Source organism: Enterobacter sp. N5-15 (genome assembly GCF_057221635.1).
In genome coordinates this window covers 525,785-541,014 of sequence record NZ_CM170150.1, presented here as the reverse complement: position 1 = coordinate 541,014, position 15,230 = coordinate 525,785, and the positions used below count along the sequence as shown (strand labels likewise).

17 protein-coding genes are annotated in these 15,230 nt (G+C 56.8%); 4 read left to right on the top strand and 13 right to left on the bottom strand.

Annotated features, from left to right (window positions below; all coding sequences use genetic code 11):
- Nucleotides 1-7: 7 nt before the first annotated feature.
- From AC2TE5_RS02535 to pmbA, 6 genes are all read right to left on the bottom strand, one after another.
- A complete protein-coding gene (locus AC2TE5_RS02535; protein ID WP_063144056.1) occupies nt 8-784 on the bottom strand; it encodes a DUF4311 domain-containing protein in 777 nt (258 codons plus the stop codon).
- A gap of 22 nt (nt 785-806) precedes the next feature.
- Nucleotides 807-1,106 (bottom strand): DUF4312 family protein, encoded by a 300-nt coding sequence (locus AC2TE5_RS02530; protein ID WP_006810338.1) that lies wholly within the window; start codon nt 1,104-1,106, stop codon nt 807-809.
- 2 nt (nt 1,107-1,108) lie between these two features.
- Nucleotides 1,109-1,471 carry an SFCGS family glycine-rich protein gene (locus AC2TE5_RS02525; protein ID WP_010427372.1) on the bottom strand — a complete coding sequence of 121 codons (363 nt, stop codon included), beginning with the start codon at nt 1,469-1,471 and terminating at the stop codon, nt 1,109-1,111.
- 10 nt (nt 1,472-1,481) lie between these two features.
- A complete protein-coding gene (locus AC2TE5_RS02520; RefSeq protein ID WP_025911967.1) occupies nt 1,482-1,820 on the bottom strand; it encodes a glycine dehydrogenase in 339 nt (112 codons plus the stop codon).
- A 316-nt stretch (nt 1,821-2,136) separates the two neighbouring features.
- A complete protein-coding gene (gene cybC, locus AC2TE5_RS02515) occupies nt 2,137-2,523 on the bottom strand; it encodes a cytochrome b562 (protein ID WP_032651443.1) in 387 nt (128 codons plus the stop codon).
- 41 nt (nt 2,524-2,564) lie between these two features.
- On the bottom strand, nt 2,565-3,917 hold the full coding sequence (gene pmbA, locus AC2TE5_RS02510) for a metalloprotease PmbA (protein WP_484612593.1): 1,353 nt from the start codon (nt 3,915-3,917) through the stop codon (nt 2,565-2,567).
- 95 nt (nt 3,918-4,012) lie between these two features.
- Between pmbA and yjgA the strand changes: the two genes are divergently transcribed.
- The gene (yjgA, locus tag AC2TE5_RS02505) at nt 4,013-4,564 is read left to right on the top strand and encodes a ribosome biogenesis factor YjgA (RefSeq protein ID WP_023334300.1); all 552 of its coding nucleotides are present in this window, start codon (nt 4,013-4,015) and stop codon (nt 4,562-4,564) included.
- Nucleotides 4,565-4,658: 94 nt separating this feature from the next.
- Here the strand turns inward: yjgA and mpl are convergent, their stop codons facing one another.
- Nucleotides 4,659-6,038, bottom strand: a complete 1,380-nt coding sequence (gene mpl / locus AC2TE5_RS02500) for a UDP-N-acetylmuramate:L-alanyl-gamma-D-glutamyl-meso-diaminopimelate ligase (protein WP_121424883.1) — start codon at nt 6,036-6,038, stop codon at nt 4,659-4,661.
- A 197-nt stretch (nt 6,039-6,235) separates the two neighbouring features.
- On the opposite strand from mpl, the gene fbp reads away from it, so the two are divergent.
- Both fbp and AC2TE5_RS02490 read left to right on the top strand, forming a co-directional pair.
- Complete coding sequence (gene fbp, locus AC2TE5_RS02495) at nt 6,236-7,234, top strand: class 1 fructose-bisphosphatase (RefSeq protein ID WP_024907283.1); 999 nt, start codon at nt 6,236-6,238, stop codon at nt 7,232-7,234.
- A 150-nt stretch (nt 7,235-7,384) separates the two neighbouring features.
- Entirely contained in the window at nt 7,385-7,741 is a 357-nt protein-coding gene (locus tag AC2TE5_RS02490; protein WP_213329010.1) for a helix-turn-helix domain-containing protein, read from the top strand.
- Here AC2TE5_RS02490 and AC2TE5_RS02485 read toward each other — a convergent pair.
- The 5 genes from AC2TE5_RS02485 to ytfQ form a co-directional block, all read right to left on the bottom strand.
- Nucleotides 7,713-9,284 carry a methyl-accepting chemotaxis protein gene (locus AC2TE5_RS02485; protein ID WP_484612592.1) on the bottom strand — a complete coding sequence of 524 codons (1,572 nt, stop codon included), beginning with the start codon at nt 9,282-9,284 and terminating at the stop codon, nt 7,713-7,715. The two genes, AC2TE5_RS02490 and AC2TE5_RS02485, sit on opposite strands and share 29 nt — an antisense overlap.
- Before the next feature lie 93 nt (nt 9,285-9,377).
- Complete coding sequence (gene yjfF, locus AC2TE5_RS02480) at nt 9,378-10,379, bottom strand: galactofuranose ABC transporter, permease protein YjfF (RefSeq protein WP_023293434.1); 1,002 nt, start codon at nt 10,377-10,379, stop codon at nt 9,378-9,380.
- A complete protein-coding gene (gene ytfT / locus AC2TE5_RS02475) occupies nt 10,366-11,391 on the bottom strand; it encodes a galactofuranose ABC transporter, ATP-binding protein YtfT (protein ID WP_484612591.1) in 1,026 nt (341 codons plus the stop codon). The genes yjfF and ytfT overlap by 14 nt, the downstream gene beginning before the upstream one ends.
- 10 nt (nt 11,392-11,401) lie before the next feature.
- A complete protein-coding gene (gene ytfR, locus AC2TE5_RS02470) occupies nt 11,402-12,904 on the bottom strand; it encodes a galactofuranose ABC transporter, ATP-binding protein YtfR (protein ID WP_311391303.1) in 1,503 nt (500 codons plus the stop codon).
- A 65-nt stretch (nt 12,905-12,969) separates the two neighbouring features.
- Nucleotides 12,970-13,926, bottom strand: a complete 957-nt coding sequence (gene ytfQ / locus AC2TE5_RS02465; protein WP_014882271.1) for a galactofuranose ABC transporter substrate-binding protein YtfQ — start codon at nt 13,924-13,926, stop codon at nt 12,970-12,972.
- A 309-nt stretch (nt 13,927-14,235) separates the two neighbouring features.
- Here ytfQ and ppa point away from each other — a divergent pair, with 309 nt between their 5' ends.
- Nucleotides 14,236-14,766 carry an inorganic diphosphatase gene (gene ppa, locus AC2TE5_RS02460; protein ID WP_010427397.1) on the top strand — a complete coding sequence of 177 codons (531 nt, stop codon included), beginning with the start codon at nt 14,236-14,238 and terminating at the stop codon, nt 14,764-14,766.
- 118 nt (nt 14,767-14,884) lie between these two features.
- On the opposite strand, the gene AC2TE5_RS02455 is transcribed toward ppa, so the two are convergent.
- Nucleotides 14,885-15,229 (bottom strand): gamma-glutamylcyclotransferase family protein, encoded by a 345-nt coding sequence (locus AC2TE5_RS02455; protein ID WP_484612590.1) that lies wholly within the window; start codon nt 15,227-15,229, stop codon nt 14,885-14,887.
- Nucleotide 15,230 lies beyond the last annotated feature (1 nt).

The window sequence follows — 15,230 nt, the reverse complement described above, 5'->3', positions numbered from 1 at the left end:
GCTCCTGTTATTTACCGCTGAGCGAGTTGTGGATCATGTCGAGCCAGTTCGGCACGGTCAGATGGAAGGATTCGATCATCTTCATGTCGAAGCCGCGGAAGAAGCCGCTCAGCACGAAGAGCAGGACGATCGCCGCCATCATCACTTTGGTGACGTGGTTCCAGCCGCTCTCTTCCACGCCTTTACCGATCAGGATCCCCAGCACCAGGCCCGGTACGGCGTTGCCCATGATCAGCTGCGCCGCGCCGCCAAAGATGGTGGCCCAGAAGCCCGATTTTTTACCCGCGTCTATGGCCGCTAGCCAGAAGATCACCGGCATGACGGTGTTCACCAGCAGGTTAGCCGCAGGCACCAGCACCTTGACGGCGGTGACCTGAAGCGCAGCCGGAACGGAGGAGGCGGTCAGGTTCAGGAAGGTCACGACGATCATGCCGATCGCGCCGCAGGCAATCGCCATTTTGCGGGGATCGTGCAGCGTTTCGCCGACGTTACGGTTTTTGATCATCAGAGCAGCAGCACCCCAGTTCGGGATGATGCGGTGGTCAACGTCCTGTGTGAAGGCACCTGCGGCCACGGAAGAGGCCCAGGCGTTAAAGAAGAAACCTAACCCAAAGGAGAAGTGGGATGCCGGATCCCCTTCACAGGAGTTCAGTTCCCCCAACGTACGAAACGCGCCCATACCCTGAGTGGTAGGCGCATGAAACATGCGTGCAGCCCCGGCTCCGACACCGACGCCAACCAGGCCGCCAATGATGAGCGATTTTATTAATATAATTAAGAACATCAGTCTGCCCTTTTATGAATAATCAGCGTTGCGTGACGAAATCCACCTGGTCAAGATTGATAGCGGTCACGTTGACGGTCACATCCAGCTCCACGCTGTAGGTGCGTCTTTCCCGGCGCAGAAAGAAGAACAGAAACGCTTCTTTACGCACCGCTTCTTGCGCCTGAACGACCTGCACATCCTGTGGCTCAATACGCAGTAAGATATGCGGTGAGGCTTTCATCACCGCGGCCTGAACGTGGTTGAGCGCGTCGGCAAAGGCGCGCGCTTTGGCGTCGCCTTTCCCCTTCACTCTCACCGTGGTTGTGAACTGTTCTTTCATGCTTATGCGCCGTATTTCTTCTGCCACGCCTGTACCAGACGCTCGCCCAGCTCTTCTTTATCCATAAAGCCAAAGCCCAGCACGTTGCAGCCTTCGTTGATGGCGGTCACGCCCTCTTCCACGGAACGCATGCCGTATTTGGCTTTGTAGCCATATTTGGTTTGGGCCGTGATGGCACCCGCGCCGCCGCTGCCGCAGAAGGAGATGCCGAAGGTAGCGTTCTCCGCCTTCATCATGTCGCCCAGCTTCATATCCGCCGCCATGCCCGGCACAACCACCGCGCGTCCACCCGCTTTTTCCACACCGGCAGCCACTTTCTGACCTTTACCCAGGCGATCGCCAATCACGACTGTAATCTGTTCCATGTGTTGCTCCTTAAAGGTTGTCTTTCGCGACTTCAAAGTGAACGGAGAGCAGCCAGGCTTCTTCATCAGGAAGATTGCCAAACTGCGCGACCACTTCACGGGCGAGCCGCATTGAATCCGGTGAAATTTCGTCAAACAGCTCTGCTTCAACCTCCGGCAGCGGCTCGCCGGTCACGGACCGGTGCGCCATTGCGCGCACGTGGGAGGTGAGCATCTGCTCCTGTACCGCATTGGGGATGATGTTGTTCCGGGCCAGCAGGGCATAAACCTGCTGCAGCATGGTGTTCGCGAGCTGTTCTGTTTGCTCCGCCTGTTCCCCAACGTCGTTCATTACCGCTCCGTTAATCACTGGTCTTACCCCGTTAATGGCTCTGGAATAAAACTAACGTTGGGGAGGAATTGTTTGTAGCGAGTTGTTTTCCACTTCGAAGTGGAAAGGCGAGCCGCAGCAGTGATCTGTGCCACATAAATGCGGTGAATCTGGATTAATAACGGTATTTGCGTGATGAATATCACGTATTCCAGCGGCAAAACGCGCGCCGGGGAAACGAAAACGTTCAGGCGTGGTGACGCAAAAATGTGATGGCGATAGGGTTTACTTATTACCGCGTAAAAAAAACGGGAGCCACTGGCCCCCGCTGATTGTTTGTCAGATGCGCTATCGGTTAACGGTATTTCTGGTGATAAGTATTACGCGTGGTCGCAAACTGCTCGGCCGCCGCCTGGGCTTCCTTCACTTTGCCTTCGTTAGCCAGCTTCAGCGCGCCGTCGATCTGGCCGACCAGCACGTCAAAGCCGTGGCGATAGTCTTTCATCTCTGCGCTGTCTGCCGCTTTGCTTTCCAGCTTCGGAGGCGTCGCTTTTTGCGCGTCCAGCGCCGCTTCACGCATTTTGGTCAGCGCGTCTTTCATTTCAGCCGCATTGTCCGTCTTCTGCACCACCTTCAGGTTTTGACCGAGGATGCCCATGTCGTCTTCAAGATCGGCAGCAAACGCAGAAGATCCAAGAACCAGCGTTGAAGCCGCGACGATCGCTAACAGGTGTTTACGCATTGCTCACTTCCTTTTTTATTATTAAAACGCCTTTACGGGTATTACTGGCCGGCGATTTTCATTTCCGGCAGAAGTACAGAACCACACTGTATATTGCTACGTGTTTCAATATCGTTACCGACCGTAACCATATTGCGCCACATGTCCTTCAGGTTGCCGGCAATCGTGATTTCGCTCACCGGATACTGGATTTCGCCGTTTTCCACCCAGAAGCCCGCCGCGCCGCGCGAGTAGTCGCCGGTGATGCCGCTTACGCCCTGCCCCATCAGTTCCGTGACGACCAGGCCGGTGCCCATCTCTTTCAGCATCTGCTCAAAGTTCAGGCCCTGCCCGGCAATGCGCCAGTTGTGGATGCCGCCCGCGTGTCCGGTGCTTTTCAGCCCCAGCTTGCGCGCGGAGTAGTTGGTCAGCAGCCACTGGGTCAGAATACCGTCTTTGATGATATCGCGACGTTCTGTGCGTACGCCTTCGCTGTCGAACGGCGTGGAGGCCAGTCCTTTCAGCAGGTGCGGATGCTCTTCGATGGTCAGCCATTCAGGCAGGATTTGCTTGCCCAGCGAGTCGAGCAGGAAGGTCGATTTACGGTAAACCGAGCCGCCCGCGATCGCGCCCACCAGATGACCAAACAGACCGGTCGCCACTTCGTTAGCAAAAATGACCGGGGCCTTCATGGTGGAGAGTTTACGCGGCGACAGGCGAGACAGCGTGCGTTCGGCACACTCTTTACCCACCCACTCTGGAGACTGTAAATCCCCCAGCGCGCGGCCAATGGTGTAGGCGTAGTCGCGCTCCATGTCACCGTTCTCTTCGGCGATGACGCAGCTGGAGAGCGAATGACGGGTGGAGCAGTAGCCCTGCAGCATGCCGTGGCTGTTGCCGAAGACTTTGATGCCGTAGTGGCTGTTGAAGCTGCCGCCTTCGGTATTGGTGATGCGCTTATCCGCCTGCAGGGAAGCCTGCTCGGCGCGCGCGGCCAGCTCGATCGCTTCGTCCGGGGTCACCTCCGCCGGGTGGAAAAGATCGAGATCCGGCGCATCAAACGCCAGCAGATCTTTATCCGCCACGCCTGCGTAAGGATCCGGGGAGGTATAGCGGGCGATATCCAGCGCCGCCTGCACCGTACGGGCAATGGCATCCGGGCTGAGATCGGTGGATGACGCGCTGCCTTTGCGATTCTGGTGATACACCGTGATCCCAAGCGCGCCATCGCTGTTGAATTCTACGTTCTCCACTTCACCATAGCGGGTACTCACGCTGATGCCGGTGGTTTTGCTGACCGCCACTTCGGCGCCATCTGATTTTTCTGAAGCAAGCATCAGCGCGGTGGAGACGGCTTCTTCAAGAATCTTACGCTGCGCTTCAACTTGTGAGGTTACTTTCATCGCAAATGCCATACTGTAAGAGAGAGTTATCTGAAGTCTAACAGAGAACCGTTTTTCAGTGCGCGTCTTAACTGGTAACATTAGCCTCTTTTTTTAAGGAGCCTGACATGACTAAGCAGCCCGAAGACTGGCTCGACGACGTTCCCGGTGATGACATCGAAGACGAAGATGATGAGATCATCTGGGTCAGTAAAAGTGAAATTAAACGTGACGCCGAAGAGTTAAAACAGCTTGGCGCAGAAATGGTAGAACTGGGTAAAAACGCGCTGGACAAGATCCCGCTCGACCAGGATCTGCGTGATGCCATTGAACTGGCACAGAAAATCAAAAAAGAAGGCCGTCGTCGCCAGCTTCAGCTTATCGGGAAAATGCTGCGTCAGCGCGACGTCGATCCGATCCGTCAGGCGCTGGACAAGCTGAAAAACCGCCACAACCAGCAGGTTGCGTTTTTCCACAAGCTTGAGCAGATCCGCGATCGCCTGATTGAACAGGGTGATGATGCCGTACCGGAAGTGCTGAACCTGTGGCCGGATGCTGACCGCCAGCAGCTGCGTTCCTTGATCCGCAACGCGAAGAAAGAGAAAGAAGGGAATAAGCCGCCGAAGTCTGCGCGCCTGATTTTCCAGTATCTGCGCGAGCTGTCTGAGAACGAAGAGTAATCTCTTCCCCTCACCCCGGCCCTCTCCCCTGAGGGGCGAGGGAGAAAACACGGGAAAGTAGGCCCGGTAAGCGCAAGCGCCACCGGGCTTTTTTTTACTCTGCGGCTGCCGCTTCCGCTTTCTTCGCCAGACCGTCCAGCAGCTTCTGATGGATCCCACCAAAACCGCCGTTGCTCATCACCAGAATGTGGTCACCGGGCTGAGCGGCTTTCACCACCATATCCGCCAGGACATCCACATCCGCGCTCCAGTGCGCAGGCTGAATGCAGGCGTCGGCCACTTCCGCCACCTGCCACGGAATATGCTGCGGCTGCAGCAGGAAGACTTCATCGGCGCGTCCTAACGACGGCGCGAGGTCATCTTTGCAGATGCCCATCTTCATGGTGTTCGAGCGCGGTTCCAGCACGGCCAGGATGCGGGCAGTGCCGCCGACCTTGCCACGCAGGGCGGCAAGCGTGGCCAGAATGGCCGTTGGGTGGTGCGCAAAATCGTCATATACGGTAACGCCGTGGGCTTCACCGCGCAGTTCCAGACGGCGACGGGCATTGATAAACGAGCCCAGCGCATTAGCCGCATCCGCAGGCAGAACGCCCACGTGACGCGCCGCAGCAATGGCCATCAGGCCGTTGTGCATGTTGTGCTCGCCCACCAGGCCCCACTTCACCTCACCCACTTTTTCACCGTCGAGCAGCACTTCCCACTCGGAGGCATCGGCGTTGAGTTTCTTCGCCTGCCAGTGGCCCTGCTCGCCCACCAGCTCCTGCTCGCTCCAGCAGCCCATCGCCAGGGTCTGCTTCAGGTTGATGTCGTTCTCCGGCAGGATGATGCGTCCCTGGCCCGGCACGATGCGCACCAGGTGGTGGAACTGTTTCTGAATCGCTTTCAGATCGTCAAAAATATCCGCGTGATCGAACTCAAGATTGTTGAGGATCAGCGTGCGCGGGCAGTAATGCACGAACTTAGAACGCTTGTCGAAGAACGCGCAGTCGTACTCGTCGGCTTCGATCACAAAGAACGGGCTGTCGCCCAGACGTGCAGAAACGTCGAAATTACCCGGTACGCCGCCAATCACGAAGCCCGGCTTGTAGCCGCAGGCTTCGAGGATCCAGGTCGCCATTCCGGCGGTGGTGGTTTTGCCATGGGTACCGGCAACGGCAACCACCCAGCGGTCGCGCAGGACGAAGTCATGCAGCCACTGCGGGCCGGACATGAACGGAATATTGCGTTCCAGTACCGCCTCGACGCACGGATTGCCGCGGGTCATGGCGTTGCCAATGATCACCAGGTCCGGCTCGGGATCCAGCTGGCTGGCATCGTAGCCCTGAATTAAAGAGATGCCCTGTTTCTCCAGAAGTGTGCTCATTGGCGGATACACATTGGCGTCCGAACCTGTCACTTCATGGCCCAGCGAGCGCGCCAGCATTGCCAGTCCGCCCATGAAAGTGCCACAAATCCCCAATATATGAATGCGCATACGTCACTATCCTTCTTCAATGTGGCGCACATTTTACTCACATGTTAGCGGCTGTGAAACGCATTTCAGGTAAATCCGTATGTTGCTGGCGCGATTCACCTCTGCGCTAATATTTGAATGTTTGTTAAGATTGTTGGGCTTTAGTCGTTTTAGTGAACATACAATCGCTCTACTCACAAAGATGCAGGGAAAGTGTTATGAAAACGTTAGGTGAATTTATTGTCGAAAAGCAGCACGAGTTCTCTCATGCTACCGGTGAACTCACTGCTTTGCTGTCGGCAATAAAGCTGGGCGCTAAGATCATCCACCGTGATATCAACAAGGCCGGTCTGGTCGATATCCTGGGTGCCAGCGGTGCCGAGAACGTTCAGGGCGAGGTTCAACAGAAGCTCGATCTGTTCGCAAATGAAAAATTGAAAGCTGCACTGCGCGCGCGCGACATCGTTGCGGGTATCGCCTCTGAAGAAGAAGATGAAATTGTTGTTTTCGAAGGGTGTGAACACGCTAAATACGTTGTTCTGATGGATCCGCTCGACGGTTCCTCAAACATCGACGTTAACGTTTCTGTCGGTACCATTTTCTCCATCTACCGCCGCGTCACGCCTGTTGGCACGCCGGTGACCGAAGAAGATTTCCTGCAGCCGGGCATTAATCAGGTTGCTGCCGGTTACGTCGTTTATGGCTCCTCCACCATGCTGGTGTATACCACCGGGTGCGGGGTTCACGCCTTTACGTACGATCCGTCACTGGGCGTTTTCTGTCTGAGCCAGGAACGCATGCGCTTCCCGCAGAAGGGCAACACCTACTCCATCAACGAAGGCAACTACATCCGCTTCCCGAACGGCGTGAAGAAGTACATTAAATTCTGCCAGGAAGAAGATAAAGCGACCCAGCGTCCGTACACGTCCCGCTATATTGGCTCTCTGGTCGCGGATTTCCACCGTAACCTGCTGAAAGGCGGTATCTACCTCTACCCAAGCACCGCCAGCCACCCGGACGGGAAGCTGCGCCTGCTGTACGAGTGCAACCCGATGGCGTTCCTCGCCGAACAGGCGGGCGGCAAGGCGAGCGACGGTAAAGAGCGTATTCTGGATATCGTGCCGGAAAGCCTTCACCAGCGCCGTTCATTCTTCGTCGGCAACAACCACATGGTTGAAGACGTTGAACGTTTTATCCGTGAGTACCCGGACGCGTAATACCTCTCTTCAGGGGAGCCGTTCTGGCTCCCCTGGTCATTTATATATTTTACCGTATAAGTGTTTATAAAAAACATGCTTTAATATTCACCACTGCTCCTGCATTATTTCCATAACAGTTTGACAGATATTTCGTGGAGCAGAATCGCAATGAAAAATTATTCCCGTGCTAATACCGGCATTGATTTAAATCTTATCCCTGTATTTATTGAAATCGTCCGCTGCGGCAGCATGGCAAAGGCCTCTTTGCGTCTGGAGATGTCCCGCCCCGCGGTAAGCCTGGCATTAAAGCGCTTTAATCAACTCTTTGATGAGCCGTTATTTTTCCGCAAAGGTTTATATCTTGAACCGACGGAAAAGGCGTTAGCCTTAACCAGCTCGCTGGAAATATTAATGGGTGATATTCATGATAATATTGCGGCAGTTAATTCCGGAATAAATAAAACCCCGGCACAGAGCGTACCGGGGCTGGGTAATATTATGCAGCGGTCTGAGTCGTCACTTTGAATGATGACATGGCTTCCATCAGCTGACGCGACTGCTCCTCAAGGGAGCGGGTCGCGGCGGAGGATTGCTGCACCAGCGCCGCATTCTGCTGCGCGGTTTCGTCCATCTGGTTCACCGCAATATTCACCTGCTCAATGCCGCGGCTCTGCTCCTGAGACGCGGTCGCAATCTCACGCATCAGTTTGGTCATGCGCAGCACTTCTGTTGCGATCTCGTCCATCGTTTCGCCAGCCTGCTGGGCCAGCTCGCTGCCCTCGGTAACGTGGGTCTGCGAATCACTGATAAGCGTTCGGATCTCTTTCGCCGCGTCGGCGCTGCGGCTGGCGAGGTTTCGCACTTCGCCCGCGACGACGGCAAACCCGCGCCCCTGCTCGCCCGCGCGCGCCGCTTCCACGGAGGCGTTAAGCGCCAGGATATTGGTCTGGAAGGCAATACCGTCGATCACGCTCAGGATGTCGGCGATGCGCGCCGAGCTGCCGGAGATATCGCGCATTTTTTCAATTACGTAGCAGACCATCTCGCTGCCGTGATCGGCCGTGTCGGACACCGACTTCGCCAGCTGGTGCGCCTGCTCGGCGTTATCGGCGTTGAGCTTCACCGTGGCGGTGATCTGTTCCATGCTGGCCGCCGTCTGCTCAAGCGACGTGGCGGTGGATTCCGTACGCTCGGCAAGATCGCGGTTTCCCAGCGTCAGCTCGCGGCTGCCGGTGTCAATTTGCGCGCTGGCATCGCGTACCCGCATAACCGAGTTCATCAGCGACTGGCGCATCTCCTCTATCACCGCGTTGAGGCGGTTAAACTCCTGGCTCGCGGGGGCATTCAGCGTATGGGTTAAATCCCCCGCCGCCACGTTCTCCAGCTGAGCAATGGAGGCCGAGAGCGGGTTGAGCAGCATATGGCGCAGCACCAGCCAGGCGAGCACGATAATGCCCGCCGTCAGCAGCGCGGCGACGATAATCAGGATCAGTACGCGGGTTTTACTCGCCTGCACGGCACTCACTTCCGCCTGACCACGCGCTTCGCTCCATTTCTGAAACGCCTGCATATCGTTATCAAACTGCTTCGCCACCGGTATCAGCGTCTTCTCCAGAAGATCGTAGTACCCGTCCGCGCTCTGGTCATTCAGGGTTTTCAGCATCGGGTTGATCCCCTGCTGGCTATACGTCGCCAGGCTGGCCGCCACTTTATCGAGCAGCTGTTGTCCCTGCTCGTCAGCCACGCCGCCGTCGATCACGCCTTTCAGCGTTTTCTGGGCCAGGGCAACTTCCTGATTGATGTTTTTTACCGCTTTAGCCGCATCGTCCAGCATGCCGATTTCCATCATGCGGACGGCCTGGCCCGCCTCATTGCGCGCGCGCAGGATCAGCGTATAGCCTGAATTAAGCTGCACCATCTGCTCACCCTGAAGGTGATTAATACGCTGCAGTGAAGAAGAACTCTGTGTGAGGGCATAAATGCCGATGCCGCTGACAATCAGCAGCAGAAGGGTCATAACGGCCAGTAAAGAGAGCAAGCCGGTACGAATCGATAGCGTTTTAAGCATGATATTATTTCCGGTAGCGAGATATTTCTGGGCATAAAAAAAGAGTATCGGCCGCTACCGGAAAATGTTTAGACTTTAAGCAAATTCAGCGTGTTATCGCTCTGTTACCGATGTGTTTACGCGAGTAACAGGCGAGCTTTGACGGTTCTCCCAGAGCACCGTCAGCCCCCGCTGCAGGGCAATAAAAATAAACAGCAGAATGCCGATGGCGATCTTCGTCCACCAGGAGCTGAGCGTGCCGTCAAAGTTGATATAGGTTTGTATCAGCCCCTGGATGGCCACGCCGAACAGCGTCCCCAGCACCGTGCCCACCCCGCCGCTGAGCAGCGTGCCGCCAATGACCACAGAAGCAATCGCATCCAGCTCAACGCCCACGCCTGCAAGGGCATAGCCCGCCTGGGTATACACCGAGAAGACAATACCTGCCAGCGTCGCCAGGCCGGTCGAGAGCATATAGATGCGGATGGTGGTGCTGCGGGTTGAGATCCCCATCAGGTTTGCCGACGTGGCGTTACCGCCGATGGCGTACACCTGATTGCCAAACCGGGTACGATGGGCGAGGAAGATGCCAATCACTACCACGCCCAGCATCAGCAGCCCCATCGCGCTCAGGCGGCCGCCGCCGGGAATTTTCCACGCCAGGCTGGAGAGCGTGTCGTACACCGGGTGGTTAATCGGGATCGACTCTTCCGACACCAGATAGCTCACCCCGCGCAGGAAGAACATCCCCGCGAGGGTAATGATAAACGCCGGGATTTTCAGCGCGTCGATCAGCAGCCCCATAAAGGCGCCAAACGCGCAGCCCATCGCCAGCACCAGCGGAAACGCCACCAGCGGAGAGATCCCCCAGAAGCCGATCGCCTTCGCGAGGAACACGCCCGTAAACGCGATCACCGACCCGACGGAGAGATCGATCCCGCCGGAGAGGATCACAAAGGTCATCCCGACGGCGATGATGCCTAAAAAGGCATTATCGGTCAGGATATTGCAAATCACGCGCGTCGAGGCAAAACCGGGGAACTGCGTCAGACAGTAGAGGTACCCCAGCACAAACACGCCCAGCGTGATCATGAGCGGTAAATTACGTTTTATCATGGCCACGGATCCCCTTAATGATGCTGACAAAGCGCGGCGACTGGACGATCAGCACGCAGAGCACGACCACCGCCTTCACCACCTGGTTAAGCTCCGGCTGGAATCCCGAAAGCAGGATCCCGGTGTTCATGCCCTGAATGATCAGCGCGCCGATCACCGAGAGCAGCAGGTTAAAGCGCCCGCCCATCAGCGACCCGCCCCCGATCACCACCGCGAGGATCGCGTCCAGCTCCAGCCACAGTCCCGCGTTGTTGGCATCGGCCCCGCGAATATCCGCCGCGACGATGACCCCGGCAATGGCGGCGCAGATGCCGCTCAGCACGTAGGTCAGCATAACCATCAGCCGGGTGTTGACCCCGGCGTTGCGCGCGGCGCGGATGTTGATCCCGACGGCCTCAATGAACATGCCCAGCGCCGTTTTGCGGGTGAAGAGCCAAAAGACGACGAGCGTGGCCAGGGCAATAATCACCGGCGTGGGGAAGAACAGGAGGTTGCCGCTACCGAGCCACGCCAGGCTCGGGGAGTTAAAGGTGACAATCTGTCCGGAGGTAATCAGCTGCGCCACGCCGCGCCCGGCCACCATTAAGATAAGGGTGGCGACAAAGGGCTGAATTTTCAGCACCGCCACCAGAATGCCGTTCCATAATCCAGCCAGCACGCCGGTGCCTAAGGCCGCCAGCAGGACCACCGGCAGGCTGTGTCCGGCCACGGTCATGGAGGCGGCCGTAGCCCCGGCGATGGCCATCACCGCGCCGACGGAGAGGTCAATCCCGCCGGTGGCGATGACCAGCGTCATCCCGATGGCCAGCAGCGCCACGGGCGCGGCGCGGTTTAAAATATCAATCGGGCTGCCAAACAGGCGGCCATCCTGCACGATAATCTGGAAGAAATGCGGCGCGACCAGGCTATCCACCAGCAGTACCACCAGCAGCGCCGCGATTTGCGGCGTGCCGGTCGGCCAACTGAAGCGGCGCTTTGACTCACCGGTTTGCGAAAGTGAACGGGGCATCACGATTCACTCCTTATGCCGCGATGGCATTCATGATTGCCGGAACGGACAGCTTATCCAGCGGGATCTCTGCCACCTGCTTGCGATCGCGCATGATGATGACGCGATCGGCATAGCCCACCAGCTCTTCCAGCTCGGACGAGATGACCAGCAGCGCCAGACCGTCCGCGCACAGCGTTTCGATAAGCCGGATAATTTCAGCGTGCGCGCCCACGTCAATGCCGCGCGTCGGCTCGTCGAGGATCAGGAACTGCGGTTTGGTCAGCAGCCAGCGCGAGAGGAGAACCTTCTGCTGGTTACCGCCGGAGAGAAACTCGATAGGCTGTTCCGCGCTCGGGGTGCGGATGCCGAGCTGGCGGATAAAGCGCTCGGCTATGGCGTTTTGCTCTTTTCGTGGGATAGGCCTTAACCAGCCGCGCTGCGCCTGCAGCGCCAGAATGATATTTTCCCGCACCGAGGCCGCGGCGATAATGCCGTCCGTTTTCCGGTCTTCCGGGCAGAAGCCGACGCCCAGACACGACGCCTGATGCGGCGATCGCAGGGTTTGCGGTTTGCCCTTGATCAGCGCGCTGCCGCTGTCGGCCGGCTTGATCCCGAAGATCACCTCGGCGGTTTCGGTCCGGCCGGAGCCCAGCAGGCCCGCCAGCCCGACAATTTCGCCCGGGCGGACTTCCAGGTTAAACGGCGAGATCACCCCTTTCCTGCCGTAATCGCTGAACGCAGCGACCGGCTTCTCGCTCAGCAGCGTGCGCCCTGCGCGCTGAAGGGCGTTGGTTTCCAGCTCGCGGCCGAGCATCATTTTGACCAGCTCGATCTGCGGCAGCTCGCGGGTTTCGCGGCAGCCGACAAAGCTGCCGTTGCGAAGCACCGTAATGCGATCGCTTACCTCATACACCTGATCGAGGAAGTGCGTAACGAAGATCAGGCTGACGCCCTGATCGCGCAGCTGGCGCATCAGGGTAAAGAGCATCTCCACTTCCTGGGTATCGAGGCTGGCGGTGGGTTCGTCGAGGATGAGGACCTTCGCGGAGAGATCGATCGCGCGACAAATGGCGACGATCTGCTGCATCGCCACGGAAAAGCGGTTCAGCGGCTCGCGGACGTCGAGGGAGAAGCCGTACGATTCCATCAGCTTTGTCGCCCGCGCCTCCATCTCTTTGCGGCGCAGCAGGCCAAAACGGCGTGGCTCGCGGCCAATAAACAGGTTATCCGCCACCGACATATTCGGCAGCAGGTTCACTTCCTGATACACCGTCCCGATCCCCAGCTGTTGGGCATGGGCGGTATTTTTTGGCGAAATGGCGTTGCCTTCCAGCCAGATGGTGCCGCGATCGGCGTGATAAACGCCGGTGAGGGATTTAATCAGCGTCGATTTTCCCGCGCCGTTCTCGCCCAGCAGCGCCATAATCTCACCGCGCCGGAGGCTGAAATCAACGCTATCCAGCGCCTTTACGCCGGGAAAGAATTTACTCAAGCCCTCTGTGCGGAGGATTTCCTGGTGTTGTTCAGTTTTCATATTTACGTCCCCGGCACGTTCCCGTAGGCCGGGTAAGCGCAGCGCCACCCGGCAATTTCACTGGATCAGTAGCCCATATTTTTCTTCTTCTCTAACTCTTCTTTCGCCGTGTCAGGCAGGTAGAGCGTGGACTTGGTGACCGTCACCTTCTCAGGCATCGTGCCGTCTTTCTTGAATTTCTCCAGCGCGTCGAATGCCGGGCCCGCCATGTTTGGCGTCAGCTCCACGCTGGCGTTGGCTTCGCCGTCGATCATCGCTTTATAGATGTCCGGCACGCCGTCGATAGAGCCGGTGAGGATATCTTTGCCCGGCTTCAGGCCCGCTTCTTTAATCGCCTGAATCGCACCGATCACCATGTCATCGTTGTGGGCGTAAACCATGCAGATGTTCTTGCCGTTGTTTTCAGCCTTAATGAAGCTCTCCATAACCTCTTTACCTTTACTGCGCGTAAAGTCGCCGGACTGAGAGCGGATAATCTTGATGTTTGGCGCTTTAGCGATGGCTTCAGCAAAGCCTTTTTTACGGTCGATGGCCACGCTCGCGCCGACGGTGCCCTGCAGCTCAACGACGTTACACGGCTTGCCGTCGACCTGCTTCACCAGCCAGTCGCCAATCAATTGCCCTTCAAGCACGTTGTTGGCGGTGACGGTAGTCATATAGAGGGATTTGTCTTTGACGTCGATGGAACGGTCGAGCAGGAAGACCGGGATCTCAGCGTCTTTCGCTTCCTTCAGGACGGGTTCCCAGCCGGTCGCCACGACGGGTGCAATAAAGATGGCATCCACGCCCTGGGCGATAAAGGAGCGCACGGCTTTGATCTGATTCTCTTGTTTTTGCTGACCATCGGCGATTTTCAGGGTAATGCCGCGTTTCTGAGCCTCGCTTTTCGCCACGTTGGTTTCTGCCGCTCGCCAGCCAGATTCAGAGCCGACCTGCGAAAAACCTACGGTTAAGGGAGCGGCCATCGCCATAGACGACATGGCTGCCGAAACTGCTGTGACCAGGAGTAAGCGCTTCCACATATGAACGTCCTCGTAGGGTGAGTTATTGTTGGTTAAAAGATGTTCTGCGGAATGACTATAGCCCATGAAATATGTAACGAATTGCGTTACATCACACTTCAGAAAAGTGAATAAAACGTTAATCACAAGTTTGTAATCGCTTTCATTTCGCCATGAAAAAAGCGGCTGAGTTTATGGATTTTCCTGTCATGGAATCGGTCTGAAAAGTGGGGAAAGCGGGGAGAGAAAGCGAAAACAGGCGGAGACATTCAGCGCGAGTTGGCTATAATACCTGCCACTTGTTTACCATCCATTTTAAAGGACACCGACATGAGCTTACTCAACGTCCCAGCGGGTAAAGAACTGCCAGAAGATATCTACGTAGTTATCGAAATCCCGGCTAACGCAGATCCGATCAAATACGAAGTGGACAAAGAGAGCGGCGCCCTGTTCGTAGACCGTTTCATGTCTACCGCGATGTTCTATCCGTGCAACTACGGTTACATCAACCACACCCTGTCTCTGGACGGTGACCCGGTTGACGTGCTGGTCCCAACGCCATACCCACTGGAGCCAGGCTCCGTCATTCGCTGCCGTCCAGTTGGCGTGCTGAAAATGACCGACGAATCCGGTGAAGATGCGAAGCTAGTTGCGGTACCGCACACCAAGCTGAGCAAAGAATACGATCACATCAAAGATGTGAACGACCTGCCAGAGCTGCTGAAAGCGCAGATCACTCACTTCTTCGAGCACTACAAAGACCTCGAAAAAGGCAAGTGGGTTAAAGTTGACGGCTGGGACAACGCAGAAGCGGCGAAAGCAGAAATCATCGCCTCTTTCGAACGCGCTGCTAAGAAGTAATTCTTACTGCCGATCAAAAAATGCCCCGCGAGTCGGGGCTTTTTTGTGGCTGGAGCGCAGCGCCACCCGGCAAGAGGCGCAAAAAAACAACGCCACCTCACGGTGGCGTTGTTTTTTTTCAGTACTGGTCTCTGTCTAACCAGTTACCGCTTACAATCCGCGTTAACCCTTCGACCGGACGCTGGTAGACATACATCCACGCACTTCCGTACGGCGTCTGGATCAACTGGCGTGCGTATTCACCGCCCTTGGTGCGCAAGGCATCAAGTTCGGCAAGCGTCGCGTTATCAATACGATAGACTTCACCCTGTACTGTTCCTTCGCCCGGAACCGCGCCTGGATAGTGGCCCAGGCTGTACAACTGGTAGTTCTCGATATTGTAATTCCCCAGCAGCAGGGCATTGGTCATCCAGTGACTGTTGCCTTGCTTGGTTCGTAAACTGCCGTAGACAAATATTCGCATT

Excerpts from the sequence above, each read along its gene's own strand:
- AC2TE5_RS02535 (WP_063144056.1), bottom strand. The coding sequence starts at position 784 with ATGTTCTTAATTATATTAATAAAATCGCTCATCATTGGCGGCCTGGTT.
- AC2TE5_RS02530 (WP_006810338.1), bottom strand. The coding sequence starts at position 1,106 with ATGAAAGAACAGTTCACAACCACGGTGAGAGTGAAGGGGAAAGGCGAC.
- AC2TE5_RS02525 (WP_010427372.1), bottom strand. The coding sequence starts at position 1,471 with ATGGAACAGATTACAGTCGTGATTGGCGATCGCCTGGGTAAAGGTCAG.
- cybC (WP_032651443.1), bottom strand. The coding sequence starts at position 2,523 with ATGCGTAAACACCTGTTAGCGATCGTCGCGGCTTCAACGCTGGTTCTT.
- pmbA (WP_484612593.1), bottom strand. The coding sequence starts at position 3,917 with ATGGCATTTGCGATGAAAGTAACCTCACAAGTTGAAGCGCAGCGTAAG.
- yjgA (WP_023334300.1), top strand. The coding sequence starts at position 4,013 with ATGACTAAGCAGCCCGAAGACTGGCTCGACGACGTTCCCGGTGATGAC.
- mpl (WP_121424883.1), bottom strand. The coding sequence starts at position 6,038 with ATGCGCATTCATATATTGGGGATTTGTGGCACTTTCATGGGCGGACTG.
- fbp (WP_024907283.1), top strand. The coding sequence starts at position 6,236 with ATGAAAACGTTAGGTGAATTTATTGTCGAAAAGCAGCACGAGTTCTCT.
- AC2TE5_RS02490 (WP_213329010.1), top strand. The coding sequence starts at position 7,385 with ATGAAAAATTATTCCCGTGCTAATACCGGCATTGATTTAAATCTTATC.
- AC2TE5_RS02485 (WP_484612592.1), bottom strand. The coding sequence starts at position 9,284 with ATGCTTAAAACGCTATCGATTCGTACCGGCTTGCTCTCTTTACTGGCC.
- yjfF (WP_023293434.1), bottom strand. The coding sequence starts at position 10,379 with ATGATAAAACGTAATTTACCGCTCATGATCACGCTGGGCGTGTTTGTG.
- ytfR (WP_311391303.1), bottom strand. The coding sequence starts at position 12,904 with ATGAAAACTGAACAACACCAGGAAATCCTCCGCACAGAGGGCTTGAGT.
- ytfQ (WP_014882271.1), bottom strand. The coding sequence starts at position 13,926 with ATGTGGAAGCGCTTACTCCTGGTCACAGCAGTTTCGGCAGCCATGTCG.
- ppa (WP_010427397.1), top strand. The coding sequence starts at position 14,236 with ATGAGCTTACTCAACGTCCCAGCGGGTAAAGAACTGCCAGAAGATATC.
- AC2TE5_RS02455 (WP_484612590.1), bottom strand. The coding sequence starts at position 15,229 with ATGCGAATATTTGTCTACGGCAGTTTACGAACCAAGCAAGGCAACAGT.